Origin of the sequence: Tistrella mobilis, assembly GCF_041468085.1 — a bacterium.
Classification (GTDB): domain Bacteria; phylum Pseudomonadota; class Alphaproteobacteria; order Tistrellales; family Tistrellaceae; genus Tistrella; species Tistrella mobilis_A.
Genome location: NZ_CP121015.1, coordinates 329,114 through 355,011 on the forward strand (window position 1 = coordinate 329,114; position 25,898 = coordinate 355,011).

At 68.4% G+C, this 25,898-nt stretch carries 25 protein-coding genes; 8 read left to right on the forward strand and 17 right to left on the reverse strand.

The annotated features are described in order from the left end of the window. Window positions 1–28: 28 nt before the first annotated feature. Window positions 29–1,201, reverse strand: a complete 1,173-nt coding sequence (locus P7L68_RS04275) for a M20 aminoacylase family protein (protein ID WP_371999966.1) — start codon at window positions 1,199–1,201, stop codon at window positions 29–31. Between the two features lie 95 nt (window positions 1,202–1,296). Between P7L68_RS04275 and P7L68_RS04280 the strand changes: the two genes are divergently transcribed. The 8 genes from P7L68_RS04280 to P7L68_RS04315 all read left to right on the forward strand — a co-directional run bounded on the left by P7L68_RS04280 (window position 1,297) and on the right by P7L68_RS04315 (window position 9,430). Beyond that, window positions 1,297–1,830: a MarR family winged helix-turn-helix transcriptional regulator gene (locus P7L68_RS04280; protein WP_371999308.1), complete on the forward strand. Its 534-nt coding sequence runs from the start codon at window positions 1,297–1,299 to the stop codon at window positions 1,828–1,830. A gap of 135 nt (window positions 1,831–1,965) precedes the next feature. Further along, window positions 1,966–3,114: a hypothetical protein gene (locus P7L68_RS04285; RefSeq protein ID WP_371999309.1), complete on the forward strand. Its 1,149-nt coding sequence runs from the start codon at window positions 1,966–1,968 to the stop codon at window positions 3,112–3,114. 248 nt (window positions 3,115–3,362) lie between these two features. Beyond that, complete coding sequence (locus P7L68_RS04290) at window positions 3,363–4,382, forward strand: zinc-binding dehydrogenase (RefSeq protein WP_371999310.1); 1,020 nt, start codon at window positions 3,363–3,365, stop codon at window positions 4,380–4,382. After that, a complete protein-coding gene (locus P7L68_RS04295) occupies window positions 4,379–6,265 on the forward strand; it encodes an AMP-binding protein (RefSeq protein ID WP_371999311.1) in 1,887 nt (628 codons plus the stop codon). Before P7L68_RS04290 ends, P7L68_RS04295 begins: the two co-directional genes overlap by 4 nt. Then, complete coding sequence (locus tag P7L68_RS04300) at window positions 6,262–7,116, forward strand: VOC family protein (protein ID WP_371999313.1); 855 nt, start codon at window positions 6,262–6,264, stop codon at window positions 7,114–7,116. Before P7L68_RS04295 ends, P7L68_RS04300 begins: the two co-directional genes overlap by 4 nt. Continuing rightward, window positions 7,113–7,676 carry a TRAP transporter small permease subunit gene (locus P7L68_RS04305; protein WP_371999314.1) on the forward strand — a complete coding sequence of 188 codons (564 nt, stop codon included), beginning with the start codon at window positions 7,113–7,115 and terminating at the stop codon, window positions 7,674–7,676. The genes P7L68_RS04300 and P7L68_RS04305 overlap by 4 nt, the downstream gene beginning before the upstream one ends. Next, window positions 7,673–8,977: a TRAP transporter large permease gene (locus P7L68_RS04310; RefSeq protein ID WP_371999316.1), complete on the forward strand. Its 1,305-nt coding sequence runs from the start codon at window positions 7,673–7,675 to the stop codon at window positions 8,975–8,977. Before P7L68_RS04305 ends, P7L68_RS04310 begins: the two co-directional genes overlap by 4 nt. A 15-nt stretch (window positions 8,978–8,992) precedes the next feature. After that, window positions 8,993–9,430 carry a PaaI family thioesterase gene (locus tag P7L68_RS04315; RefSeq protein ID WP_371999317.1) on the forward strand — a complete coding sequence of 146 codons (438 nt, stop codon included), beginning with the start codon at window positions 8,993–8,995 and terminating at the stop codon, window positions 9,428–9,430. Here the strand turns inward: P7L68_RS04315 and P7L68_RS04320 are convergent. From P7L68_RS04320 to P7L68_RS04395, 16 genes are all read right to left on the reverse strand, one after another. After that, the gene (locus tag P7L68_RS04320; RefSeq protein WP_371999319.1) at window positions 9,363–10,592 is read right to left on the reverse strand and encodes an MFS transporter; all 1,230 of its coding nucleotides are present in this window, start codon (window positions 10,590–10,592) and stop codon (window positions 9,363–9,365) included. The two genes, P7L68_RS04315 and P7L68_RS04320, sit on opposite strands and share 68 nt — an antisense overlap. A 3-nt stretch (window positions 10,593–10,595) precedes the next feature. Next, entirely contained in the window at window positions 10,596–11,348 is a 753-nt protein-coding gene (locus P7L68_RS04325; protein ID WP_371999320.1) for an IclR family transcriptional regulator, read from the reverse strand. Between the two features lie 70 nt (window positions 11,349–11,418). Next, window positions 11,419–12,342: a CoA ester lyase gene (locus P7L68_RS04330; protein WP_371999321.1), complete on the reverse strand. Its 924-nt coding sequence runs from the start codon at window positions 12,340–12,342 to the stop codon at window positions 11,419–11,421. Between the two features lie 40 nt (window positions 12,343–12,382). Continuing rightward, window positions 12,383–13,585, reverse strand: a complete 1,203-nt coding sequence (locus P7L68_RS04335; RefSeq protein WP_371999322.1) for a CaiB/BaiF CoA transferase family protein — start codon at window positions 13,583–13,585, stop codon at window positions 12,383–12,385. After that, a complete protein-coding gene (locus tag P7L68_RS04340; RefSeq protein ID WP_371999324.1) occupies window positions 13,582–14,064 on the reverse strand; it encodes a MaoC family dehydratase in 483 nt (160 codons plus the stop codon). The genes P7L68_RS04335 and P7L68_RS04340 overlap by 4 nt, the downstream gene beginning before the upstream one ends. A 10-nt stretch (window positions 14,065–14,074) precedes the next feature. After that, the gene (locus P7L68_RS04345) at window positions 14,075–15,220 is read right to left on the reverse strand and encodes an acyl-CoA dehydrogenase family protein (RefSeq protein ID WP_322108094.1); all 1,146 of its coding nucleotides are present in this window, start codon (window positions 15,218–15,220) and stop codon (window positions 14,075–14,077) included. Window positions 15,221–15,246: 26 nt separating this feature from the next. Further along, window positions 15,247–15,747, reverse strand: coding sequence for a MaoC family dehydratase (locus P7L68_RS04350; RefSeq protein WP_371999326.1), 501 nt, complete (start codon window positions 15,745–15,747; stop codon window positions 15,247–15,249). Between the two features lie 24 nt (window positions 15,748–15,771). Continuing rightward, window positions 15,772–17,124, reverse strand: coding sequence for an MmgE/PrpD family protein (locus tag P7L68_RS04355; RefSeq protein ID WP_371999328.1), 1,353 nt, complete (start codon window positions 17,122–17,124; stop codon window positions 15,772–15,774). 31 nt (window positions 17,125–17,155) lie between these two features. Further along, on the reverse strand, window positions 17,156–18,433 hold the full coding sequence (locus P7L68_RS04360; RefSeq protein ID WP_371999330.1) for a TRAP transporter large permease: 1,278 nt from the start codon (window positions 18,431–18,433) through the stop codon (window positions 17,156–17,158). Next, window positions 18,430–18,936: a TRAP transporter small permease gene (locus P7L68_RS04365; RefSeq protein ID WP_371999331.1), complete on the reverse strand. Its 507-nt coding sequence runs from the start codon at window positions 18,934–18,936 to the stop codon at window positions 18,430–18,432. Before P7L68_RS04365 ends, P7L68_RS04360 begins: the two co-directional genes overlap by 4 nt. A gap of 58 nt (window positions 18,937–18,994) precedes the next feature. Then, entirely contained in the window at window positions 18,995–20,017 is a 1,023-nt protein-coding gene (gene dctP, locus P7L68_RS04370) for a TRAP transporter substrate-binding protein DctP (RefSeq protein WP_371999333.1), read from the reverse strand. Between the two features lie 363 nt (window positions 20,018–20,380). Continuing rightward, entirely contained in the window at window positions 20,381–22,006 is a 1,626-nt protein-coding gene (locus tag P7L68_RS04375; protein ID WP_371999335.1) for a GMC family oxidoreductase, read from the reverse strand. Between the two features lie 216 nt (window positions 22,007–22,222). Further along, window positions 22,223–23,719, reverse strand: coding sequence for an acetyl-CoA hydrolase/transferase family protein (locus P7L68_RS04380; protein WP_371999336.1), 1,497 nt, complete (start codon window positions 23,717–23,719; stop codon window positions 22,223–22,225). A gap of 147 nt (window positions 23,720–23,866) precedes the next feature. Next, window positions 23,867–24,250: an MliC family protein gene (locus P7L68_RS04385; protein WP_371999337.1), complete on the reverse strand. Its 384-nt coding sequence runs from the start codon at window positions 24,248–24,250 to the stop codon at window positions 23,867–23,869. Window positions 24,251–24,354: 104 nt separating this feature from the next. Further along, complete coding sequence (locus tag P7L68_RS04390) at window positions 24,355–24,669, reverse strand: hypothetical protein (RefSeq protein ID WP_371999339.1); 315 nt, start codon at window positions 24,667–24,669, stop codon at window positions 24,355–24,357. Between the two features lie 103 nt (window positions 24,670–24,772). Next, on the reverse strand, window positions 24,773–25,876 hold the full coding sequence (locus P7L68_RS04395) for an NADH:flavin oxidoreductase (protein ID WP_371999341.1): 1,104 nt from the start codon (window positions 25,874–25,876) through the stop codon (window positions 24,773–24,775). Between the last annotated feature and the right edge of the window lie 22 nt (window positions 25,877–25,898).

A 25,898-nucleotide genomic window follows, 5' to 3' on the forward strand; every position in this document is an offset into this window, starting at 1 on the left:
CGGCTCCCGACCGGGGGCCGTTCGTCGTTCAGGCAGACCGGGGCAGCCGGCTTTCGACCAGGCGCACCAGAGTTGTTGCAACCATTGGAATCAGTCTGTCATCAAAATCGTAATTAGGGTTGTGGACCATGCAGCCCCCCTCCCCGCCCTGCCCGAAGAGCAGATAGGCGCCGGGGCGCTTCTGCAGCATGAAGGCAAAATCCTCGGCCGCCATGAGCGGCGGGAAATCGGGGCGGAAATTCGCACCGTAGAGATCGGCCAGAACCGCGGCCGCCCGCGCGGTTTCGGCCGGATCATTGACCAGCACCGGATAGCCGCGGCGATAGTCGACCGCCGCAGTCACCCCGCGCGCCGCCGCCACACCGGCAACCGTGCGGCCAAGCCCGGCCTCGACGATCGCGCGGGCCTCTTCATCCAGCGCCCGCACCGTGCCGCCCAGCCAGCCCTGATCGGCGACCACGTTATGGGTGGTGCCGACATGGATCTGGGTCACCGACAGCACGGCGGCACTGTTCGCGTTCACTTCGCGTGACACCAGGCCCTGAAGGCTGCAGGTCGCCTCGGCAAGCGCCAGGGCGGGATCACGGGTGGTATGCGGCATGCCGGCATGGCCGCCTTGCCCGGTCATCACCACCTTGAATTCATCGAACGACGCCATGGCCGGCCCCGGCCGGACGCTGGCGGTGCCGAACGGCAGCAGCGGCATGTTGTGGAAGCCGAACACCGCGTCGCAGGGAAACCGCTCGAACAGCCCCTCTTCCACCATCCTGGCACCGCCGCCCAGCCCCTCTTCGGCCGGCTGGAAAATCACGGTCAAGCTGCCCTGAAAGCTGCGGCTCCGGGCCAGATGCCGGGCCGCCGCCAACAGGCAGATGGTGTGGCCGTCATGGCCGCAGCCATGGAACAGCCCGGGATGACGCGACGCCCAGGGCCGTTCCTCGGGTCCCGGCGCCTCGTCCATCGGCAGGGCGTCCATATCGGCCCGCAGCCCGATCGACCCGCCCTCGCCGGTGCTGATCCGGCCGACCACGCCGGTGCCGGCAATGCCGGTGGTCACCTCGAACCCCGCCTCGGCCAGACGCGCAGCCACGAAGGCCGCCGTGCGATGTTCCTCGAAGCCGATTTCGGGATGTGCGTGCAGATCGCGCCGCCATGCGGTATGCGTCTCGTTCAGGTCGGCCAGGTCGCGGATGATCTGCATGGCCAAGGGAATGTCCTCCGTTGCGGGCTCCGTTGCGGGCATGGCATATCGTCAATATAGTTTACTATCTTGCGGCAAGGGACAAGACGGGAAACATGGCGAGCGGACGGAATGGCGAGCGTGAAGAGCGCGTGGTGCTGCGCGGCGAAGAGCTGGAAAGCTTCCGGCAGATGAATCTGGGCCGGCTGCTCGACGAGGTGCATATGGGCTTCGACCGCCGCGCGCTGCACTATCTGCGTGAGAGCGGCTATCCGATGCTGAACGCCGCCCATACCCATGTGCTGCGCACCATGCGCTTCGAGGGATCGACCATCACCGACATGGCGGCCCGCGCCGGCATTTCCAAACAGGCGATGAGCAAGCTGGTCGCGGCTTTCGAGGAACAGGGCTTCGTCGCCCTCGCCCCCGATCCGGCCGATGCCCGCAGCCGCATCGTCACCGTCACCGAAGACGGCCGCCGGCTGCTGTCGCTGGGCATTCAGGCCCTGAAGCGGGCAGAGGCCGATATCGCCCGGGTGATCGGCGCCGCGCGCCTCGACCAGTTGATCGAGCTGCTCGCCGCTGCCCGCGAGGTCGGCTCTCCCGACGGCGAAGCCCCGGCTTCGGCATACAGGCGCCGGCGGAGCTGAGGCGGGCGCCGCCGCGGCACGACCGGCGCACCGTCACAAGATAGTCAATATTGTTGACTTCCTTCCCGCACCCACGCAGACTGATCTCACGAGCCGGAGGGAACCGGCCGCTCTCCTCGACAGGGAAGATCAAACATGCGCCGACATGCATTTGCACCGCGCAGGGCGACGCGCGCCCTGATTTCGGGCGCGACCCTGGCCGTGCTGTCCCTGGGCCTGCCCGCCGCGGGCCCCGCCACGGCCGCCACACTCACCTACGGATCGGGCGTGCCGGAACGGTCCAGCGCCAACCAGCAGGGCGTCCTGCCGATCCTGGCCGACATCACCCGGGTGACCGATGGCCGGGTCGCCTTCACGCCGATCCTGGGTGGGCAGCTGGTCTCGATCGCCAACGGCTTCGACGGCATCCGCGACGGCGTGGTCGATGCCGGTTTCTTCATCGGTCAGCTGACCGGCAGCCAGCTGCCCTATTCCTCGCTGATCGCCGAGATGACCGGGCTTGGCGGCAACCCCTATGCCACCATGGGCGCCATCAACGAAATCTTCTTCGTCGGCTGCCAGAACTGCCGCGACGAGGTGAAGATGGCCGGGATCGTGCCGATCCTGATGCAGTCGGCCTCGCCGCTCGCCATGATGTGCACCAGACCCGCCGCCACCGCCGCCGATCTCGCCGGCCGCCGGGTCAGCGTGGTCGGCTCTCCCGAGGCACGCTGGGCGACCGCGCTCGGCATGACGCCGGTGCGCAGCACCATCACCGACATCCTGCCGGCGCTCCAGCTGGGCCAGAGCGACTGCACCCTTCTGGGCCTTGCCTGGATCCGCAGCTACGGCCTTCAGGACACGGTGAAATCGGTGATCGAGATGCCCCAGGGCATCATCGCCGGCGCGGTGCCGATCGCCTTCAACCGCAAATCCTGGGAGAAGATCTCGAAAGAGGACCGGGCGGCGATCGTGAAGCTGATGCCGGCCGCGGTCTGGAATTACGTCACCGATGCCTACGTCACCCCGGATACCCAGGTGAAGGCATCGCTTGCCGACAAGGTGACCTTCAGCCCCGGTGACGAGGCGATGAAGAGCCGCTGGGCCGGTTTCCAGGATGGCGAGGTCGCGGCCCTGAAGGCGCTGGCCCGCGATCGCGGCCTTGCCGACGGCGACGCGGTGGTCGACCGCATGGTTGCCACCTTCCGGATCTGGCACGAGCGGCTGCTGCCCGAGTTCCAGGGCGACCGCGCGAAATTCGAGCAGATCCTGACCGAGCGCGTCTTCTCCAAATACCCCTTCTGATCACCCCCCCTTGGCGGTGCACCAGGCCCGGGCCATCCTCCCCTCCTGACGGCCCGGGCCCGCCCGCCGGCGTCCGGATCCAGCACCCTGGTGGCGCTGCCGGATCCTCCTCCCCCCGTGCGACACGACCTTCTGGCCAGGTCTCCGGCATCCCCCTGCCGGCGGCGCACGGCCGGTTGTGCCCGATTGTGCGGGATCCGGACGCCTTTTTCGTTTTGCGTACAGTCCCCTGCCCGGAGTTGTCTGCCATGAAAGCCGTGTATTTCGATGCCCATGGATCGCTGGACGCCCTCACCTATGGCGAGATCGCCGATCCCGTGGTGCCCGCAGGCTGGGTCAAGGTGAAGGTGGGCGCCTGCGCGCTCAACTATCTGGATGTTTTCTCCCGCCGCGGGATGCCGGGGATCAAGGTGGAGCTGCCCGGCATCACCGGCGGCGACTGCGCCGGCACGGTGGCCGAGACCGGCGACGGCGTCACCGGCTGGGCGCCGGGCGACCGGGTGCTGATCAACCCGGCCTTCGTCGACGATCGCAACGGCCATTTCGAGATGATGGGCGAAACCCGGCGCGGGGCCATGGCCGAATACTGCATCTGCCGCGCGGATCAGCTGATCCCTGTGCCGGATCACGTCTCCGACGAGGCCGCCGCCGCCCTGCCGGTCGCCTATGGTACGGCCTATCGCATGCTGTTCACCCGCGGCGGGCTGAAGGCGGGGGAAACCGTGCTGATCCTCGGCGCCTCGGGCGGTGTCGGCACCGCCTGCCTGCTGCTGGCGAAGATGGCCGGCGCCCATGTCGTCGCGGCCGCGGGCTCGCCCGACAAATGCCGGCGGCTGGCGGAGCTTGGCGCCGACGAGACCATCGACTATTCGGCCGAGGCGATCGACGCCTATACCCGCAAGCGCACCGGCTCTCTGTTCCGGGGCGGTGGCTGGGATGTCGTGGTCAACTTCACCGGCGGCGACAGCTGGGTGCCGTCGCTGCGCGCGGTGAAGCGCGGCGGCCGGCTGCTGACCTGCGGCGCCACGGCCGGCTTCGACCCCAAAACCGACATCCGCTTCATCTTCATGGCCGAGATGTCGATCCTGGGCTCGACCGGTTTCACCAAGGAAGACATCGCCGCCTGTCTGGATCTGGTGGCCGCGGGCCGTCTCGATCCGGTGATCGACAAGGTCCTGCCGCTGTCGGAAGGCCGCGAGGGCGTGCGTCTGCTGGAAGACCGCGAGGTCTTCGGCAAGGTGATCGTCAAGCCGGGGCTGGATGCATGACTGCCGACAGCCATGCCGGGCGGCCGCGCCATCTGCCGCCCTTCCGGACCCTCGCCGATGTCGAGGCGCTGGAACGCGACCCGATCGACGATCATCTGACCGGCCGCACCATGACCGCGGTGCTGGCCCATGCCGCCCGGACCCATGGCACGCAGGTCGCCGCCTGCCATCTGCCCGATCCCGCCGATCCGGACGGGGTGGCGGAAGAGATCGGCTTCGCCGCCTTCTTCGACCGCGCGATGCGCGCCGCCGCCCTGTTCCGCCGCCTGGGCGTGACGCGCCGGGATGCCGTCGCCTGCCTGCTGCCGGCCCTGCCGCAGACGGTGGAAATCGGCTGGGGGGCGGCCCATGCCGGCATCACCATGCCGGTGAACCCCTTTCTGGAACCGGCGATCATCGGCGCCATGCTGAGCCGGGCGGGGGCCTGCATCCTGTGCATCGAGGGCCCGTCGGGCCACGACGGCACCTGGGAGAAGCTGCCCGCCATCCTGGCCGCCGCACCGGGCATCCGCCATGTGCTGGTGGTGGGCGAGCCGGGGCCGGTCGGGCATGACGTTCTCCATTACGAAACGCTGCGCGATGCCGCCGACCCGGCCGATGCCGGCCCCGACCCGATGCCGGGCGACATCGCCGCCTGCTTCCACACCGGCGGCACCACCGGCCTGCCCAAGATCGCCCCGCTCACCCATTACAACCTGGCCTGCATGAGCCTGATCGCCGGCTTCGGCGCCGGGCTGCGGGCCGGCGATACGCTGACCAACGGCATGCCGCTGTTTCATGTCGGTGCGCTGGTGATGGGGGCGCTGGCCCCCTTCGCCCATGGCTGCCGGGTGGTTCAGCTGGGCCGGCGCGGCTATCGTGATCCGGCGGTGATGGCCGGGCTCTGGAACATCTTCGGCCGGGTGCGGCCGGATATCGCCATCGGCCCGCCCACGGTGGTCGCCGCCGCGACCCAGAGCTTTTCCGGTACCGCCGGCAAGACCGGGCTGCGGGCCTGGATCTCGTCGGCCTCGTCGCTGCCGGCCGAGGTTCACCGGCGCTTCACCGACCGCACCGGCGTGCCGATCAAGGAAGCCTGGGGGCTGACCGAGGCGACGCTGGTGCTGACCTATATGCCGCCCGACGGCGAAAGCCGCCCGGGCTCGGTGGGTCTGCGCCTGCCCTGGTGCGCGCTTGAGGTGGCGCGGGTGGCCGATGGCCGGGTGATGGCATTTCTGCCCCGCGGCACCGCCGGATCGATCATCGCCCGCTCGCCCTCGGTCTTCCCCGGCTATCTCGATCCCGCCGCCAACCGGGGCGTGCTGCTCGACGACGGCTGGCTCGACACCGGCGACATCGGTGTCATGGATGCCGACGGCTTCCTGACCATCACCGGCCGGGCCAAGGATGTGATCATCCGCGGCGGCCACAATATCGACCCGGCGCTGATCGAGGAACCGCTCAACGCCCATCCCGATGTGGCGCTGGGGGCCGCGGTCGGTCTGCCCGATGCCCGGCTGGGCGAGGTGCCGGTCGCCTTCGTGATGCTCAAGCGCGGCAGCAGCCGCAGCGGTGCGGAGATTCTGGCCGAGATCGCCCCGACCATCGCCGAACGCGCCGCGGTTCCGCGCTGGATCGAGGTTCTGCCCGGCCTGCCGATGACGGCGGTGGGCAAGGTCCACAAGCCGGGGCTGCGCCGCGAAGCCTGCCGCCGCGCCGCCGCCGCCTGTCTGGGGCTCGATCCCGACCGGATCGGTGCGGAAGACCTGCCCGGCGGACGCATTGCCGTGATCCTGCCCTTCGCCGCCGGCACGACGGCGTTCGATCAGGCGGCCGCCACCCTTGCCGGCCTCGGCCTCGACGCCCGGCCCGATGCCACCGCTTCCGGGGAACCCCGTCCTTGAGCATTCTCGATATCGACCATCTGATGATCAGGACCGGCGATCTTGCGGTCGCCGGCGACCGCTTCGCCGAACTGGGCTTCACCGTCACCGCCCGATCCGACATGCCGGGGCTGGCCAACCGGCTGATCTGCTTCGACGCCATGATCCCGGGCGCCTGCAACTACATCGAAATCATGCAGCTGACCGACCCGGCGGCGGCACCGCCGCCGATGCCCCGGGTGCTGGATGCGCCCGACGGCCCGGTCTCCACCGTCACCGCCACCAGCGATGCCGATGCGACCGCCGCGGCGCTGAACGCCGCCGGCATCCGGGTGCCGCCGCCGGTATCGATCCGCCGCGACTGGCCGCTTGGCACGGGCGAGGTCATCTCCCCCGCCTTCCGGGTCGCCATCCCGCTGACCGGCCAGACGCCGTTCTACTGGAATGCCTGCCAGCATCACACGCCGCAGCACTACACCCGGCCGGAATTCATCCGCCATGCCAACCATGCCCGGCAGATGATCGCGGTGATTGCCCTGGCCCCCGATCCGCACGCGGTGGCCGACGCCTATCGGGGACCGTGGGCGGCGCGGATCGACGGCACCGATCCGGTCTCGGTGACCGCCGGCCCCGGCCGGGTCGCGCTCAGGATCTACACCGCCGACCGGCTGGTCCAGGCCTGCCCGGGCATGGTCGCCGGGCCGCAGGAGCGGCGCCTGGCGGGCATGGTCTTCGCCACCGCCGACATCGACGCCGCTTTCGCCCGCATCGATGCCACCGACGCCCGGCCGGTGCGCACGGCACCGGGCCGCTTCCATGTCCTGCCGCAGCATGCCAATGGCTGCCTGATGATCTTCGAGGGGATGGTATGACAGCGACGCCCGACCGCCTGAATGATCCGCCGGCGCCGGCGGTACCGCCGCTGCACGGTCTGCGCCGTCTGGTCGACGGCATCGGCATTGCGGGCGGGATCGCCGTCGCCCTGATGGCCCTGCATGTGGTTCTGGACGTGGTGGCCCGCAATCTGGCCGGGCTGGCCTTGTCGGGCACCACGGAATTCGTCGCCGGCTGGTACATGGTGGCGATCGTGTTCTGCACGCTGGGCAGCGTTCATGCCCGCGGCGACCATATCCGGGTCGATCTGATCGACATGATCGCCGGCCCCCGGCTCGACGGGCTGCTCACCGTCTTCACCAGCCTGATCTTCCTGGCGGTGGCGGTGGCGATGGTCCTGTGGGGGATCGACGATGCGCTCAACGCCACGCTGAGGGGGGAACGGGTGGAATTCACCGCCTGGGCACTGCCGGTCTGGCCGGGCCGCTGGCTGGTGCCGCTCGGTTTCGCGCTGACCGGTCTCGTCGCCCTGCTCGATCTGGGCCGGGGGGTCGGTCGTCTGATCCAGAGCCATTCTGTTCCCGGAGATGGCGCATGAGCCCGGTGCTTCAGGGATGCATCACCCTTGCCGCCATCCTGCTGCTGATCGGCCTGCGCGTGCCGGTGGGCCTGGCACTCGGTGTCGCCGCCTTCATCGGCACCACCGCCCTGCTGCCGCTGCCGGCGGCGATCAGCGTGATGGCGCGGGTGCCCTATGAATTCTCCGCCAGCTGGGAATTCTCGGCCGTGCCGCTCTTCCTGCTGATGGGCAATGTCGCCTGGCGGGCAGGCATGACCGACGGTCTGTTCCGCATGGCCGAGCTGGGCCTCGCCCGCCTGCCCGGCGGGCTGGCCGTCGCCACCAATTTCGCCGCCGCGGGCTTCGGCGCCGCCTCGGGCTCCAGCCTCGCCACCACCGTCTCCATGGGCCGGATCGCGATCCCCGAGATGCTGCGGGCGGGTTATCACCCGTCGCTCGCCACCGCGGTCTGCGCCTGCGCCGGCACGCTCGCCGCCCTGATCCCCCCCTCCATCCCGCTGATCGTCTACGGCATTCTGGCCGAACAGTCGGTGGCGAAGCTGTTCTTCGCCGGCGTCGTGCCGGGCGTGCTCACCGCCATCGCCTATACGGTGATGATCGTGCTCCGCTGCCATTTCAACCCGGCGCTGGCGCCCCGGGTCGAGGTGAAGGCCGCCCCCGGCGAATGGCGGCACCTGCTTACCACCTCGTGGCCGCTGCCGCTGCTGGCGCTGGTGGTGCTGGGCGGCATCTATGGCGGCTGGTTCTCCCCCATCGAGGCCGGCGGCATCGGGGCGCTCGCCAGCATCGCCTTCGCCGCCCTTCAGGGCCGGATCGGGCCGCGCCGGCTGTGGCAGGTCTGTCTCGATGCCGCGCGCACCACGGCCGCGATCCTGTTCATCGCCATCGGCGCCTTCATGCTCACCCGCTACATGACCCTGACCGGCCTGCCGGCGGCGGTGGCGACGGGGGTTGCGGCGCTCGACCTGCCGCCGGTGCTGATGATGGCGGCGATGGCGGTGGTCTTCCTGGTGCTCGGCATGTTCCTCGACCCGTTCGGGGTGATGCTGATCTCGATCTCGGTGCTGCTGCCGCTGTTCGAACGCATGGGCTACGACCTGATCTGGGTCGGCATCATCGTGGTCAAATACATCGAAATCGGCCTGATGACCCCGCCGGTCGGGCTCAATGTCTTCGCCGTCAAATCGATCACCCCGGACATCGGCCTGCCGACCATTTTCCGCGGCGCGCTCTGGTTCCTGCTCGCCGAAGCGGTGGTGATGGTGCTGCTGCTGGCCTTCCCCGAACTCACCCTCTGGCTGCCCGCGCAGCTGCTTTGAAGGATGTGACCCCCGATGACCTTCGATGATCTGAAATCCCTGGTCGCCTCGGCCGAATACCACAAATTCCTGAAGGTGGAGCCGGTGGAGGCCGACGCGGAAAAGGGCGTGGTGGTGCTGAAACTGGCCTTCGATCCGGCCTATACCATCTTCGCGAAAGCCGGCAACTATCACGGCGGCGTCACCGCGGCGCTGATCGATGTCGCCGGTGCCATGGCCTGTTCGGTGATGACCGGCTATCCGACGCCGACCATCAACCTTCGGGTGGACTATATGCAGGCACCGCGCAGGACCGGCCTGACCGCCCGCGGCGAGGTGCGCCGGCTGGGCAAGGCGATCGGCGTCGCCGACGTCACCATCACCGATGATGCGGGCGAGGTCTGCGTCATCGGTCGCGGCACCTTTTCGACCGTCGATCCGCGACCGAAGCTGATGACCCCCGGTACAGAATGACCAGCCCGGCGAGCGCCGCAATCCCGGCCACGGTGGCAAAGGCGGCGGCGAAGCCCGCCGCCTCCAGCACCAGGGCGAAGAGGCCGGGGCCGGCGACCGCGCCGGCATAGGCGACCGCGGTGGAGGCGCCGGAGATTTCCGCCGCCCGGTCCCGGGGCGCCGCCTGGGCGAGCGCCGCCAGCACCACCCCGTTCCAGCCCAGCGCCGAGGCACCGTAGAGCAGGACGACCGCGGTCACGATGATCCCCGGCCAGCCGGGGGACATCGCGGCGGTCAGCCCGGCGGCCAGCGCGATCACCAGCCCGATCAGCCCCACCATCGCCAGTCGCGACGGCAGACGATCGGATATCGTGCCCAGCACCAGCCGGGCGCCGATGCCGACCGCCTGGGCGGCGGCGAGCAGGGCCCCCGCCTCTACCGCGCCCATCCCCATCGGTCCCATCAGGAAGGCGACCAGGAAGGCCGCAAGGCAGCTCTGCGCCCCCAGATAGACCACAGAGGCGAGCGAGAGCGGGGCCACCGCCCGATCGGTCAGGACATGGACCAGATTGGCGGCCAGGCCAGAGACAAGAGACCGTCCCGTCCGCTGTCCGGAGGGGGGCGGACGGCGGATGGGACGGTCGAGGAACCGCCCTGCCCCAAGGGCCAGGGCGGCTGCCAGGGCGGTGCCGGCGATGCCGGCCAGCGACAGATGCCAGCCGAAGGCCTGGCCGGTCCGGGGGAGGATGAGACCGGCCAGCGCAATGCCGCCCGGCACACCGGTGCGGTTGATGGAAAAGGCGAGCCCGAAACGGCGCACGGGCACGGTGAAACTCAGCAGCAAGGATCCGGCCGGCGTGACGGGCCCGTAGCCGATGCCGATCAGCACCGCCCCGCCGATCAGCGCCGGCAGGCTGCCGATCTGGCAGAGCAGCACGCCGGCGGCACAGGCGAAGAGCGCCATCTGAATGGCGGCGACCGGCCCGATGCGCTGGATCAGATGGCCGGTCGCAAGCGAGGTGAAGGCCGCGCTGGCATAGAGCACGGCGGTGAACGAGCCGATCGCCGCCGCGGCATCGGTGCCGGCGATCATCGGCATCAGCACCGGCACGGAAGCCGCCGACAGCGACAGCACGGTATGGGCGATCAGGGTCACCAGCAGCGGCGGCAGCAGCGCGGGCAAGGCTCAGCCCCCCAGATACTGCGACAGCAGCCGGCGCATTTCGGCCAGGATCATCTCCCGCCCGCGCACCAGCCGGTCGGTCGGGCCGCCGATGCCGATCGCCATCGGCTTGTAGCCGGCCGGAACCGGCATCGGCAGCGCGATGACGCTGGCCCCGGACGAGATCAGGTTATGGGCGAAGGAATAGCCGTCGCGCCGGATCCCGTGCACGGCCTCCAGCGTTGCGGCGATGTCGAACCGACGATCGCCCGCCGCCGCCTCGGCATTGATCCGGCGCACGATCCGCTCAATCTCGTCATCGGGCTTGGCCGCCAGCAGCACCCGGCCCAGATTGGTCGCGGGCAAGGGCCGCCTCGTGCCCGGCCGCAGCGCATAGCGCAGGTCCTGCTCGGACTGCACCACATGGATGTATTCCGACCAGACCCCGTTCTCCACCGCCAGGATCGCCGAATCGGCCGTGGCGCGGACCATCTCGACCATCATCTCGTCGACGCTGCCTTCGGTCGCGAACTCTTCGTTCAGCCAGGCGCCGAGCAGGGCCACACGCAGGGTCGGCCGGAAGGCCTTGGCCTCGGCATCGAAGCTGACATAGCCCATGGCGGTCAGCGTCTTCAGCAGCATCGAGGTGCTGGATTGCGGGATGCCCATGGCCTGGGCGATCTCCGACACCCGCATCGGCCGGCGATGTTCGGCGAAGACCTGAAGCAGGCCCAGCACCCGGCCCGCGGATTTGACGACACCATCGCCTTCGGCCATGGAGGGTTCTCCCCTTCAAGATGAGACGGCCAGGTGGCGGGGCATGCCGGCCGGCATGCCCCTGCCCGCATCACATCCCGATCATTTCCGCCTTGTCGATGACGTTCTGCAGGATACGGATCGAGGCGACGTCGACCATCACGCCGTCCACCTGCACCGCCCCCTCTCCGCGGGCCTGGGCCTCGGCATAGGCGGCGGCCAGCTTGCGCGCGCGGGAGACCGCATCGGCCGAGGGCGAGAACACCTCCAGCGCCGGCTCGATCTGGGCCGGATGGATCGCCCATTTGCCCACGCAGCCCAGGGTCATCGCCCGACGGCATTCCTCGCGATAGGCGTCCGGGTTGCGGAAATCGGCAAAGGGACCGTCGACCGCATCCAGCCCATGGGCGCGGGCCGCGATCGCCAGGCGGTAGCGCGGATAATGCCAGATGTCGCCCGGATAACCCGACGGGCCGAAGGCGCTGCCGATGTCGATGCCCTGCGAGGCCGAATAATCGCCCATGCCGAAGATCAGGCATTCCAGCCTGGGCGAGGCAGCGGCGATGGCATCGATGTTCATCATGCCCTCCACCTCTTCGATCAGCACTTCGACACCGATGCGGCGGGCAAGGCCCAGCTTGCGCTCGATCTGGCCGAGCAGGATGTCGATCCACATCACGTCATGGGCGGTCTTCACCTTCGGCACCATGATGGTGTCGAGATGCGCGCCCGCGCCCTCGACCACGGTGATCACGTCCTCATAGGCGTATGCGGTGCCGAGATCGTTGATCCGCACGCAGCGGGTCTTGTTCCCCCAGTCGAGTTCGCGGAGCGCGGTGACGATCTTCGACCGTGCCGCCACCTTGGCATTCGGGGCCACCGCATCTTCCAGGTCGAGAAAGACATGGTCTGCGGCCGAGCCCGCCGCCTTGGCCATCATCTTCTCGCTACTGCCGGGCACGCTCAGCTGGCTGCGGCGCAGGCGGCGGGGGCGGGTCGTCAGGCTGTCGGTCATTGTGTCAGGTCCTGGTTCTGGGTCGTCGGAACGAAGGGCGTCACGACAGGGCCGCAAGGCCGAATTCGGTGCGGATATCGCCCGCATGTTCGTCGAGCAGCGGTGCACGGGCGCGCACCCGGCCCTGGGTCAGGGTCATGCGCAGCGGCACACCGGCGATCATGCCCTGGCGGGCGGATCCCGGATGGTCGACCGGCTGGAGCATTTCGCGGACCGCCACATGCGGGTCGGCGAAGATGTCGGCGGCATCATTGACCGGGCCGAAGGGCACCAGCCCGCCGAGCGCCGCCCCAAGCTCGGCCTTGCTGCGGGTGGTGGTCCAGGCGGTCACCGCCTCGATCACCTCGGCGCGGTGAACCACCCGGTCGTTGTTCAGCGCATAGCGCGGATCGCTGCCAAGCTCCGGTCGGCCCATGGCGGTGCAGAGATCGCGCCAGAACCGGTCCTGCGGGCAGGCGATCGACACCCAGCCGTCGGCGGCGCGGAACAGGCCGAAGGGACAGAGCAGCGGATGGCCGTTGCCCTCGGGATGCGGCACCACGCCGGCATAGGAATGCTGGAAGGCGATGCGCTCGCAGAGCGCCAGGATGGCGTCGTACATGGCGATGTCGACGAACTGGCCCCGGCCGGTGCGGTCGGCATGGCGCACCGCCGCCAGGATGCCGAAGGCGAGCATGGTGGCCGGCACCGTGTCGCCGATGCCCGGCCCCACCTTCAGCGGCTGGTCGGGCGCCGGTCCCGTAATGCCCATCACCCCGCCCATCGCCTGGGCGACCACGTCATAGGCCGGCCAGTCGACATAGGGGCTGGCGCCGGTGCGCGGATCGCCGAAACCGCGCAGGCAGGCATAGACCAGCCGGGGGTTGACGGCGGCCAGCGTCTCGTAGCCGAGGCCCAGCCGGTCCATCACGCCGGTGCGGAAATTCTCCACCACCACATCGGCGCCTGCGACCAGCTTCAGGAAATCGGCCCGGCCGGCCGCGCTCTTCAGGTCCAGCGCGATGCTGCGCTTGTTGCGGTTGACGCTCTGGAAATAGCCGCCGAAGGCGCGCAGCCCGTCATCGGGCATGAAGGGGCCGACGGTGCGGGTATGGTCGCCCTCGGGTGGTTCCACCTTGATCACATCGGCGCCCTGATCGGCCAGCAGCATGGTGCAGAACGGCCCCGCCAGCATCACCGTCAGGTCGATGACCTTGAGCCCGGCAAGCGCGCCCGCAAGGCCGGCCTCCGGAGCGGCGTTCATTTCTCCCCCCAATGGCTGCGGCGCTTGATCAGCACCCGCCGCTCCCCCTGGAAGACCAGCCTGTCGTCCTGGTTGACGCCCCAGTGGCGGAAGGTCACCACCCCGGCATCCTCGCGGTCGGCGGCGGCTTCGGCCGACAGCACCTCGCTATAGGCATAGAGCGTGTCGCCATGCACGACCGGATGGCGCAGACGGATCTTGTCCATGCCGAGTTCGGCGATGGCATTTGCGGCGGTGTCCTGGGCGGCGAGGCCGATCACCATCGAGATGTTGATGCCGCCGAACACCACCCGCTGGCCGAAGATCTCGCTGCCCTTCATCAGGTGTTCGTTGAAATGGCCCTCGGCGGTGTTCATCACCATGTTGGTGATCATCACGTTGTCCATCTCGGTGACGGTCTTGCCGCGGGCATGGCGGTAGACCTCGCCGGGGGTGAAGTCCTCGAAATATTTCGACGATGCGGTGAGCGTGCTCAACATGTCCGCCTCCTCAGCGTCCGAGCAGATGGTCGGAAATGATGCGCTGCTGGATCTCGGAGGTGCCCTCGAAGATCTTGGTCAGCCGCGCGTCGCGCCAGTGGCGCTCCATGGCATGCAGCTTGGTGTAGCCGGCGCCGCCCAGGATCTGCAGGCCCTGGCTGGTGACCCGCTCGGCCATTTCCGAGGCGAAATACTTCACCATCGCCGCCTCCTTGTCGCAGCGCCGGCCGCTGTCGATCTCGGTGCAGACGAAATACATCAGCTGCCGGGCGGCCTCGATCTCGGTCGCCATGGTGGCGAGCTTGAAGCGGATCGCCTGAAAATCGCCGATCGGCCGGCCGAACTGGATGCGCTCCTGCGCATAGGCGGTGGCATCCTCCAGCGCCGCGCGGGCCAGCCCGATGGCGCGGGCGGCGGTATGGGCGCGTGCCTTTTCAAGCCCGTGGGTCACGGCATAGAAGGCCTTGCCCTCTTCCCCCACCATGGCCGAGGCCGGCACCCGGCAGTCGTCGAAGGCCAGTTCCCAGGTCTTCCAGCCGAAATAGCCGATCTTCGGGATCGGGCTGCCCTGGCAGCCCGGCGGCAGCTGGCCGCGCGGCTTGTCGACCAGGAAGATCGACAACCCCTTGTGGCGGCGCTTCGGGTCGACATCGGGGTCGGTGCGGGCGATCACGATGATGTAATCGGCACCATCGGCGAAGGTGCACCAGTATTTATTGCCGGTGATCAGCCAGTCGTCGCCGTCGCGCCGCGCCCGGCAGCTGATATTGGCGACGTCGGACCCTGCATTGGGTTCCGACATCGAGAAGGCGCCGAGATACTGCCCCGATGCGACCCGGGGCATGATCTCCGCCCGCTGGGCCTCGCTCATCGCATCGAAGCCGATCATGCCGTTGCCGCGGGCGATGATGCTGGCGACGCTCATCCAGGCGCGCGCCAGTTCCTCGGCCACCAGGCAGTATTCAAAACAGCCGAGGCCCAGACCGCCGTATTTCTCGTCGATGGTGATGCCGAAATAGCCCATCTCGGCCATCTTGTCGCGCAGCGCCATGGGGATGTCGCCCTGCTCGGGATCCAGCCGGTTGGCGACCGGCAGCACCTCGCGCATCGCGAAATCGCGGGCCGACTGCTGGATCATCCGGCGATCCTCGGTCATGTAGCCGCCGGTTTCGGGATGCGTGTTCACTGCCGGTACCTCACGAGATTGGAACGCTGGAAGGTGACGACGGTCTCGCCCTCGGGCGTGAAGCCCTCGGTCGCCCAGGTCACGATGCCGTAGCCCTTGAACTTGTCCGACTGGCGGCGGTCCAGCACGCGGCTGCGCGCAAGCAGCGTCTCGCCGACCCGGACGGGGCGCCGGAAGCTCAGCTCGTCGACGCCGAGGAACGGCCCGCCGCCCTCGCTCAGATCCTCGACCGACAGGCCGAAGACGATGTTGAAGACCAGCAGCGGGTTGGCCACCAGCCCGTCATGGCCATGGGCGCGGGCGAAGGCGTCGTTGAAATAGAGCGGGTTGTAATGAAGCGTCAGCGTGGTGAAGGCGATGTTGTCGCCCTCGGTCAGCGTGCGCCCCAGATGATGCTCGAACACCCGCCCCGGCTCGAAATCCTCGTAGCGGTTGCCGCGGGCGAGCAGGATCGCCCGCTCCCGGAAATCCCCGCTCTTGTCTTTGATGTCGCTCATGTCGTTCGGTACTCCTTGGGGAGGTCAGGACGCGGCCAGAAGCCCGGCCAGTGCGGCAAGATCCGTGCGGGCATCCAGCCTCTGCACCCGGCCCAGCACCTCGCGGCTGCGGTCTTCGCCCAGCACCGGCCGGGCAAGGCCGAGGAATTTCGCGGACAGCCGCTGCCATTGCCGGTCGAGATCCGCCGCCGGCACGCCGACATCGAAAGCCGCACGGCGGATGGCCCCATCGGCAAGCTCGACCTCGACTTCGGACAATGTGCTGCTCGGGGCCGCGCGGGGCTCGACCGTCACCGCATCGCGCAGCCGGACGAGATCGGGCCGGGCGGCGGTCGCATCGGCAAACAGCGCCTCGCGCGCGGTGTCCTCGCCGGCAAGGGCGAGCGCCGCGGTCATGCGCAGCGAGAACTTCATCTCCAGCCCCGTGGTCGGGGCGGGGATGTTGCAGACCTTCAGATGGCCGGGGTCGACCCGGACCACGACGCGGCGCACCGCATCGGGGTGGATCCGCCCCAGGCTGTGCACCGCCTCGATCGCCGAATGGGTCAGGTAGCAGGCGGCGTGGTACTTGAAGAGCGTGTCGCGGATCATGAAGCCCGGCGCGGGGGCAAGCGCCGCCTCGGCGTTCAGCCCGTCGGACTGGGTGTCGCCGAAGCCCTGGGCCGCGCCCAGGATATCGGGATGGCTGGTGAAGCCGCGGGCAGCGAGACGGGCCGCGGTCAGCCCGTTCGCCGCGGCGCGGCCGGCATGGAGCGGCTTGCTCATGGTGCCGAACACCGCCTTCAGCCCGGCGGCCTGGGTGCCGGCGATGCCGAAGCCATGGGCGATGCGGTCCTCGTCCAGCCCCAGCAGCAGGGCCGAAGCCGCCATGGCCCCGAAGGTGCCGACCGTGCCGGTGGCATGCCAGCCGCGGGCATAATGCGACGGCCCCACCAGCAGGCCCACCCGGCAGGCAATCTCGAACCCGCCGACGATGGCACGGATGAGGGCGGCGCCGTCCCGGCCCTCTGCCAGCGCCAGCGCCCAGGCCGCCGGAATCACCGCCACACCCGGATGGCCCTGCATCGCCAGATGCACGTCGTCATAATCCAGCGCATGGGACATTGCACCGATCACCGTCACCGCCTGGGTCAGCGGCAGGGTCTCGGGCCGCCCGGGCAGCGGCAGACCGCCACCGCCGCCCTCCTCGCGGGCCGTCTCGACCAGGATGTCGACCAGCGGCTCGTGCCGGGCGGCCAGGGACACGCCGATCCAGTCGAGCAGGCAGTGCCGGGCCACCGTCATCGCCTCTTCGTCGATCGCCTTCGTGCCGAGCCCGGCAAGCAGGTGGGTAAACGCCCCGGTGATGCCGCCGGCACCGTCGATCGCGATCATCATCTCGTCTCCTCGACAGGGAATGGGATGGAACTCAGCCGCCATAGACCAGGGCCGGCAGCCAGAGCGACAGGGCGGGCACATAGGTGATCAGCGCCAGATAGGCCGCGAACAGGGCGATGAACGGCCAGATGCCGCGGATCACCTCGCCGATCGGCACCTTGGAAATGCTGGAGAGGACGTAGAGATTGAGCCCGACTGGCGGGGTGAGCAGCGCGATCTCCATGTTCACCACGATCACGATCGCGAAATGGATCGGGTCGATGCCCAGCGCCGCCACCACCGGCATCAGGATCGGCACCGCGATCAGGATGATCGAGGCCACCTCCAGGAACATGCCCAGCACCAGCAGCAGCAGGTTGATCGCCAGCAGGAACTGCCAGGCCGAAAGGTCGTTGCGGGTGACGAAATCCACCACCGCCGCCGGCACGCCGCTTTCGGTCACCCAATGGCCGAAGGCGAGCGCCATGGCGATGATCACCATGATGCTGGCGGCAGACCGGACCGCCTGGCCCATCACGGCGGGCGCCTGGGCAAGGGTGAAGCCGCGATAGACGGTCATGCCCACCAGCATCGCCACCAGCGCCGCCAGCACCGCCGCCTCGGTGACGGTGACGAAGCCGCCATAGATGCCGACCGCCACGATCACCGGCACCGCGAAGGCCGGCAGGGCCTTCAGATTGACCCGGACGAATTCCGCCCGGCTCATCCGCGGCTCGGGCGGGTATCCCTTGCGGCGGGCGGTCCAGATCACGAACAGGATCAGCATCAGCGCCTGAAGCAGGCCCGGCACCACGCCGGCCAGGAACAGACGCGGCACCGATTGCTCGGCGATGATCGCGAACAGGATCAGCGGCAGGCTGGGCGGGATCAGGATACCGAGCGTGCCGCCGGTGCCGATCAGCGCGGTGGAGAACGAGGCCGGATAGCCCCGCTGGATCATCGCCGGCACCAGGATCGTGCCCATGGCGAGCGCCGTCGCCACGCTCGATCCCGCAATCGCGGCGAAGATGGTGCAACCGGCCACCGCCACCACACCCAGGCCGCCGGGCAGGCGACCCATCCAGGCGGCGGAGACGTCGATCAGGGCGCGGGCGATGCCGCCGCGCTGCATGAACACCGCCGCCATGCCGAAAAAGGGCAGCGCCATCAGCAGCTCGGAATTCAGCTCGTCCAGCACCTTCTGGGCAAGCAGCAGCAGAGAGGATCCGTCGGCCGCCAGCAGCACCGCGGCGGTCAGCCCCAGCACCACGAAGATCGGCATGCCGGCGCCGAGGAAGACGAAGAACAGTCCGAACAGCGCCTGGCTCACAGATGGCCTCCCCCGTCGAGCACGTCCTGTCCGGCGATGCTGCCGGTGATGAGGCCGACGAAGCGGGCGAGATAGCGCAGCGCCATCAGCGCCGCCCCCACCGGCAGGGCCAGGTAGTAGATCCACATCGGGAACTGCAGTTCGCTGAGGCTGGTCTCGCCGATATCCCAGGCGTCGAACACGATCCGGCCGCCGAACCAGACCAGCAGGCCGCACAGGACCAGTGCCGCCAGCGTGTTGAAGCCCTCCACCACCCGCTGCATCCGCGGCGGCAGCAGGCGCAGCACCAGATCGGCACGGACATGGGCATTGCTCGCCACCAGCCCGCTGAAGCTCAGGCACGAGGCCCAGATGATCAGGTAGATGACCACCTCGTCGATCCAGTGGGTCGAGGCGGGCGGGTAGAGATAGCGGCTGAGCAGCTGCCAGGTCGCAAGCAGCATCGCGATGGTCGCGACGAGCCCGACCAGCTCGTGTTCCACGAGCTTCAGAACGCGGTTCAAGGGCGCCTCCGGGCTGACGGTCGTCTCTCGGTGCGGGTGCGGGGGCGAGAGGCGGGGGTCAGTCGGGCGGCAGGGTGTCCTGGACGATCTTCACGAAATCGGCCGGGATGCCGATCGATTTCGCGATCTCGTCCTGCGCCTGCATCATCTGCCGGCGGATGTCGGCGCGTTCTTCAGGGGTGGGGGTGATGAAGATCACGCCCTGGCGCTTCGCCTCTTCCCCCGCCTCTTCCTGGGCGGCAAGGGCGGCGGCGCGTTCCTCGGTCGCGACCTCGTCCCACAGCCGGGTCATCAGCTGCTGCTGATCCGGGGTCAGCGTCTTCCAGAAGCCGCCGGCCACCATCGGGATGTACTGGCCGAAGGTCTGATAGTCCTCGAAGACGTATTTGAGGCCGGATTCCCAAAGCTTGGCGCTCTTCACGCTTTCATTGGTGGTGATCAGCCCGTCGAAATTGCCGCGCGACATCGCCAGCGGCACATCGGGCCAGGGCACCAGAACCGGGGTGGCGCCCAGATATTCCAGCCGGGCCGACAGCCCGGCACCGCCGGGGAAGCGGATCTTGGCCCCCTTCATGTCGGCATAGGTCCCGACCTTGCGGCTGGCGAAATAGGTATGGCTGGCGCCCAGGTCGAACCACTTGCCCAGCACCTTGACGTCCAGCTTCTCCTCAAGCCCCTCGGCGATCAGCCGGCCGGGCTCGCCATCGGAAATGGCGTGATAGTCGTCAGGGCCGCGGCCATAGAGCATCGGCAGGGTGGCGGTGTCGAAACGGCGCTCGAAGCCGCCCAGCACCCAGCTGCCCGGCACGGCCATCTCGACACTGCCCTGACGCAGGGCCTTGGCCACGTTCACGTCCTTGAACAGCTGGCCGCTGTGATAGACCGTGGCATTGAGCGTGCTGCCGGACTGCTCTTTCAGCCGCTCGGCGAATTCCTGCACCCAGACCGTGCGGACATGGGTGGGCGAGGTGTCGAGCGAAATCCGGAAGTCGACGGTATCCGCCGCATATGCGGCCCCCATGGCAACCGTCCAGGCGAGCACGGCGCCGGCACCGGCCGCTCCCCAGCGTGAAAACGTCATCATTTCCTCCTGGCATGACCGCGCCGTGAACCGGCGTCTGGTACCGATGCGGATCGCATCCCATCATGGGTGCCTCACATGCACAGGCATGATCTCCCCCTGCCCGGCCGTTGGCGCGACCGGGTTGATATCTGTCGTATTTTCAGGGAGATGCCTGCCAGTGACGCATCGCTGCGGCACCCGCATCGTTCAGAAAGAACTGTAGGCGCCGCCATGCCGGGGCGTCCAGATGTTCATCGTGGATGTGAAGACGGTATCATATACGTGATGGAATGGCGGGCGGACGAAACGCAACGACCCGCCGCGGCAGCGCCGGGGCGGGTCGTAAGGACAGTCGGTCGGTCTCGGGTCAGAGGCGGTGGATCACACCCCGGCGCGTATCCACTCCGCCGCCTTCTCGGCCATCATCAGGGTCGGCGAGTTGGTGTTGCCGCTGGTGATGGTCGGCATGGCGCCGGCATCCACCACGCGCAGGCCGCGCATGCCGCGGAGCTGGAAATGCGGGTCGAGCACGGCATCCGGATCGTCGGCCCGGCCCATGCGGGTGGTGCCGACGGGGTGGAAGATGGTCGAGGCGATGTCGCCGGCCAGCTTCGCCAGCTGCTCGTCGGTCTGGTACTGCACGCCCGGCTTCCATTCTTCCGGCTGGAAGCGCGCCAGCGCCGACTGGCCGCAGATCCGGCGGGTGACGCGCAGGGAATCCGCCGCCACCTTGCGGTCCTCTTCGGTCGACAGGTAATTGGGCGCGATCAGCGGCGCGTCCTCGAACCGGCCGCTGCGGATGGTGACCGAGCCGCGGCTTGTGGGGTTCAGGTTGCAGACGCTGGCGGTGAAGGCGTCGAAATCGTGCAGCGGCTCGCCGAAAGCATCCAGGCTGAGCGGCTGGACATGGAACTGGATGTTGGCGGCGTTCTTCTCAGGGGACGAGCGGGTAAAGGCGCCCAGCTGCGAAGGCGCCATGCTCATCGGCCCGGTGCGCTTCAGCGCGTATTCAAGCCCGATGCTGGCCTTGCCGATCAGATTGCCGGCGATGGTGTTGAGCGTGCGCGTGCCCTTCACCTTGAACACCGAGCGGATCTGCAGATGGTCTTGCAGATTGGCGCCGACGCCCGGCAGATCATGCACCACCTCGATGCCGTGGCGGGCCAGCAGGGCCGCAGGCCCGATGCCCGACAGCTGCAGGATCTGCGGCGAACCGATGGCCCCCGAGGACAGCACCACCTCGGATTTCGCCGTCACGGTCTTGCGCTGGCCGTCCTGGACCAGCTCCACCCCGGTGCAGCGCAGATGGCCGTCGGCATCGCGGCCGGTCAGCAGCCGTGCCACCTGGGCCTTGGTCCAGACCGTCAGATTGGGCCGGTTCAGCGCCGGGCGCAGAAAGGCCTTGGCGGCGTTCCAGCGCCAGCCATTGCGCTGGTTGACCTCGAAATAGCCGACGCCTTCATTGTCGCCGCGATTGAAATCCCCGGTCGCCGGCAGCCCGGCCTGCACCGCCGCTTCCGCCCAGGCGTCCAGAATGTCCCAGCGCAGGCGCTGGCGTTCCACCCGCCATTCGCCGCCATGGCCGTGCAACTCGTCGCCACCCTTGTGGTGATCCTCGTGGCGCTTGAAATAGGGCAGCACCTGATCCCAGTCCCAGGCCTCCTCGCCGGTGATTTCCGACCACTGGCGATAGTCGCGGGCCTGGCCGCGCATATAGATCATGCCGTTGATGCTGGAACAGCCGCCCAGCACCTTGCCGCGCGGATAGCGCAGCACCCGGCCGTTCAGCCCGGCATCCGGCTCGGTCTGGAAGCACCAGTCGGTGCGCTTGTTGCCGATGCAGTACAGATAGCCGACCGGCACATGGATCCAGATATAGTCGTCCTTGCCGCCGGCCTCGATCAGCAGCACGCGGCGGCCGGGATCGGCGCTCAGCCGGTTGGCGAGCAGGCAGCCGGCCGTTCCGGCACCGACGATGATCGTGTCGAAGGCGGGGGTGGTGGTCATGCGTTTCTTTCCGGCCTGACGTTCTTAGGGGGCGTGTCACTCCTGACCCAGGAATAGTCCCCCCGGGCATGGTTTTCCAGATGAGTATTGCAACATCCGGACCCTGCAAAGCCGCACAGCGATCGCGAAACATGCGCGGTTGGTCCTCTTCACGCACGAAAACGCCCGGATGCCGCGCGACATCCGGGCGATTCTTAGTCCGCCGCCCTGGCCGCGTCAGCCGCGCGGCGCCAGCATCCGGAAAGCCTCGTCCAGAAGATGCGGCGTGTGCTGGCCGGCGGCACCCGCCCGCGCGCGGGCGAAGTAGTCATTCAGCGCCGGGCGGAAGCCGGGATGGGCGCAGTTGTCGATGATCACCCGTGCCCGCTGCTTGGGCGACAGGCCGCGCAGATCCGCCAGCCCCTGTTCGGTGACGATCACCTGAACATCGTGTTCAGTATGGTCGACATGGGTCGCCATCGGCACGATCGCCGACAGCGTGCCGCCCTTGGCCGTGGACGGGGTCATGAAGATCGACAGATAGCCGTTGCGGGCGAAATCGCCCGAGCCGCCGATGCCGTTCATGATCCGGGTGCCGCGGATATGGGTGGAGTTGACGTTGCCGTAGATATCGGCCTCGATCATGCCGTTCATGGCGATCACGCCCAGCCGGCGGATGACCTCGGGGTGGTTGGAGATTTCCTGCGGGCGCAGCACGACATGCCGCTTCAGCGCCTCGGCTTCGTCGTTGAAGATCCGGGTCGCCTCGGGGCTGAGCGACAGGCCGGTGGCCGAGGCCAGCGTCATCCTGCCAGATCGGATCAGCTCCAGCATGCCGTCCTGCAGCACCTCGGTATAGGCGGTCAGCCCCTCGAAGGGGCCCGATCCCAGCCCCGCCATCACCGCATTGGCGACATTGCCCACGCCCGACTGCAACGGCAGCAGGCCGCGCGGCAGGCGGCCGCGGGCGATTTCGTGTTCGAAGAATTCCAGGATATGGCCGGCGATCGCCTGCGAGGTGGCATCGGGCGGGGAGAAGGCGGTGTTGCGGTCGGGGCCGTGGGTTTCCACCACCGCCACCACCTTGGCCGGATCCACCGAAAACACCGGCTGGCCGATCCGGTCGCCGGCGGCCAGGATCGGGATCGGCATGCGGTGCGGCGGCAGGCGGGTGCCGTAATAGATGTCGTGCATGCCCCGAAGCGCGGGGTTCTGCCAGGCATTGACCTCGATGATCACCTTGTCGGCCAGGTCGATCCAGGTCTTGTTGTTGCCGATGGAGGTGGAGGGCACCAGCGTGCCGTCCTCCAGAATTTCCGTCACCTCGATGACGGCCACATCCAGCTTGCCCAGAAAGCCGAACCAGACGAACTGGGCCACATGGCTCAGATGGATGTCGATATACTCCATCCGCCCGCTATTGATCTCTTCCCGGCAGACCGGATCGGACTGATAGGGCAGGCGCAGCTCGATCCCCCTGGCCTTGGCCAGTGCGCCATCCAGCTCGGGCGCGGTCGAGGCACCGGTCCAGACCCCGATCCTGAACGGCCGGCCGGCGGCATGCTCGGCCTCGATCCGCCGCGCCAGTGCCTGGGGCACCGCCTTGGGATAGCCGGACCCGGTAAAACCGCTCATGCCGACATTGGCGCCGGGCGGCACCAGCGCCGCGGCATCATCGGCCGACATGATCTTCGAACGGAAGGCGGCGGCGCGGATGGTCTGCTCAGTGCTCACGGGTATTGTCCGTCTGCGGGTGGGGCGAATTCCGCAGAACGGTATATCAACCGGGGGAACCCCGGTCCATGGTCGTTATGCCGCAGGGTCGGTACGCCAGCCGCACCGCCTTCGCACCCGCCGCCCCGGTAAGACATGACACCCGGATCACTCCGTCGCCCGGCATTGCACGGCCGCACGGCGGTCGGCCGTCCAGGTGGCATCACGGCCCTTGCCGCGGAGTTCGTGCCGGGGAGTGGCATACCAGATGCCCGAAGCCGCGACCTTCTGCGGCAGGACCAGAGGCGCGCCGTCGCCGGCGGACACGACCGCGCGGCTGTCCTCAAGCGTCGGCCCGTTCATGAAGCGCACGTTGAGACGGGCACCATCATCGCACACATAAGTCGTCGTGTAGATGCTGTGTGCATCTTTAGAGGGTTCGCTCGCCACCAGCGGCAGAGGTGGCGGCAGGTCGCGTTCAGCAGCACAACCGGCAGTCATACCGATCAGAATGACGAGCAGGGCCGAGCGGCCGCAGATCAGGGATGACATGAACGGAAGCCTCTTTTGCGATCCCCGGTCAGCAGACCCGGTCCGGGGCACGGACGCAGGCGCAGCCCTGAAATGCTCACCGAGATGGATCGATCGCGGGATGATCAGGCCGCAGTGCAGTCGGTCACCCGCCCCGCGACCATCCAGGCCGCCCCCTTGCCCCTGAGCAGCAGGGCGTTGCGGTTGGTCTCATAGCGGCCGGCCTCCACCGCCGGCAGGATCAGCGCTTCGCCGTCACTGGTGCGGATGACGGCATGATCGGGTTCATAGCGAACCTTCAGAGCCGAGCCGTCGGCGCAGGTGAATTGCGCCGACCATGGGCCGGACATCTGCGCGAAAGAGGATGTGTCGGAACGGCCCCCTCCGCAGCCGGCCAGAAGAATACAGGACGTGACGGCGAAGACGGTGGTCCTGAGCACGGACAACCTCCGATCAGCGGTGGGAGAAGCATAGGGACCCCACCAGCAAAACGGTTTTCCGCCGCCACCGCCAGCATCCTTTACGGGAAAGAAACGTGACAGATCAATAAAGCGTGCCGAGCGCCTCCCGCGTGAAGGCCTGAAGTTCGGTCGTGCGGCCGTCGCGGATCTTGGCGACCCAGTCCGGATCCTTCAGCAGCGCCCGGCCGACCGCGACCAGATCGAACTCGTCGCGCTCGAAACGTTCGACCAGCCCGTCGAGGGAGGCAGGCTCCGAGCCCTCGCCGCGGAAGGCGGCGACGAATTCGCCCGAGAGGCCGACGGAACCCACGGTGATGGTGGGTTTGCCGGTCAGCTTGCGTGCCCAGCCGGCGAAATTCAGGTCGGAGCCTTCGAATTCCGGCTCCCAGAAACGGCGCTGCGAGCAGTGGAAGACATCGGCGCCGGCATCGGCCATCGGCTCCAGCCAGGCGGCCATCTCGTCGGGGGTGGCGGCAAGACGCGCGGTGAAATCCTGCTGCTTCCACTGCGACAGGCGGATGATCACCGGATAATCGGGGCCGACCGCGGCGCGCACCGCCTTCAGGATCTCGACCGCAAAACGGCTGCGCTCAGGCAGCGTGGCGCCGCCCCAGCCGTCGCTGCGCTCGTTGGTGCCCGACCAGAAGAACTGGTCGATCAGATAGCCATGGGCGCCGTGCAGTTCGATCGCATCGAAGCCCAGGCGCTGCGCATCGGCGGCGGCCTGCGCGAAGGCCGCGATGGTGTCGGCGATCGCCGCCTCGGTCATCGGCTCGGTGAAGCGCTTGCCGGGGGAAGACAGGCCCGAGGGGCTGTCGATCGGCCCGGGGGCCTTCCAGTCGGTCATCGGGTTGCGGGCCGAGCCCACATGCCAGAGCTGCGGCGCCATCAACCCGCCCGCGGCATGGACCTCGTCGATCACCCGCTTCCAGCCGGCCAGCTCTGCCTCACCCCAGAAGCGCGGCACGTTGGGATCGTTGAGCGAGGCCGGCCGGGCGACGCCGGTGCCTTCCGAAATGATCAACCCCACCCCGCCTTCGGCGCGACGGCGGTAATAGGCCGCCACATCCTCGTTGACGATGCCGCCCGGCGAGAAGGACCGGGTCATCGGCGCCATGACGATGCGGTTGGGCAGATGCAGGGGCCCCAGATCGAAGGGGCGGAACAGGATTTCGGTATCGGCCATCGGGCGGGCGTCGCTCTTGTCT